We start from the raw sequence: 1,192 nt of genomic DNA on the forward strand, positions 1-1,192 counted from the left end.
CATCTACTGCTAATATCATATTTAGATTTTTTAATCTTACAACGACTTCAAATATTATAAGGAGGTCTTAAATAAGGGTTATCTCTTTTAAACTCATATTCTACCAATTCCTTATCAGATAGTTCTAACAACATTCTTATATACTTCGGTAGTCTTTCATAAGACATATTAGTTATTATCTTATCACCTTCGGGTATTTTGTCCCCTTTAGTTACATCGTAGTAAAATTTTTGAACATTAATTATCTCATAATTATGACCTATTTCTAAATATTTCACTAATCTACCATTATAGTTTATACTTACTGATGTAAGGTATCCCTTCTCAAATTCTTTTGAGATTCCAAACTCAATATTTCCTCTACACTCACTAATCAGTATCAATTCTTCTTCTTCATTATACACATGCTCCAATCCATTTTTTAAACCATCTATAAATTCTGCTTCACTTTCTATCTTACCTTGCCATTTATTATATATTACTCCCGTATAAGGCTTCGTTAATTCCGGGTCTAAATAGTATGTTACTATCCCATTTACATCATTCTCTACATAAAATGAATCATCAATATCTTCTAATCTCATCATTTTTTTTTATATTATTTGTGTCCATGTAGTTGAATTCCATCAGTCAATTATTCACACTTGGCGTGTAATATTTAGAACACTCAAGATGTACTTGCTCTGGGGCATACTTTGTTATTGTCTTTTGAGCACAACTACGTACTTCTAAGTTCAAAAAAAGAAGAACATATATACTCCTCTGCATAACTAACGGATTACTTCTAATGGTGCTCCTGCCTTAGGGCGGTGGAGATACATAAAGTATTGTGTCGCATCACCATTACTATCTTCTCTCATTAATGCAGAGAAATTAAGATAATACTTATCTTCCATCTTGGCTAGTTTGACTAATTTTCCATTACCATAAAATTTCATTTGGTAACCAAAGAAGATAAAGGGAGCTTTCTCGTTAACATCTTCTACAAGACCATTAACTATAGCTTTAGATTTATATTCCTTATTCTGATATAGAGATTGTGCTATTTCATATTGTCTCTTATAATACTTCCCTGCTAATCCATTAACATCTTGACTTTCGTAAAGATGTATTAAATCCTTATAAAATACTTCAACTTCTTTTAGCAATTCTTCTTTATTCTCTTTAGACAAATCAACACTATTAGTCCATC

2 protein-coding genes are annotated in these 1,192 nt (G+C 30.5%); both read right to left on the reverse strand.

Annotated features, from left to right (window positions below):
- Nucleotides 1-47: 47 nt before the first annotated feature.
- Nucleotides 48-587, reverse strand: a complete 540-nt coding sequence (locus tag HX062_RS16105) for a hypothetical protein (RefSeq protein ID WP_182626825.1) — start codon at nucleotides 585-587, stop codon at nucleotides 48-50.
- A gap of 183 nt (nucleotides 588-770) precedes the next feature.
- Nucleotides 771-1,192, reverse strand: a 422-nt coding sequence (locus HX062_RS16110; RefSeq protein ID WP_286468130.1) for a hypothetical protein, incomplete at its 5' end; no start/stop codon positions are given.

Source organism: Myroides sp. DF42-4-2 (genome assembly GCF_030326445.1).
Lineage (GTDB): Bacteria > Bacteroidota > Bacteroidia > Flavobacteriales > Flavobacteriaceae > Flavobacterium.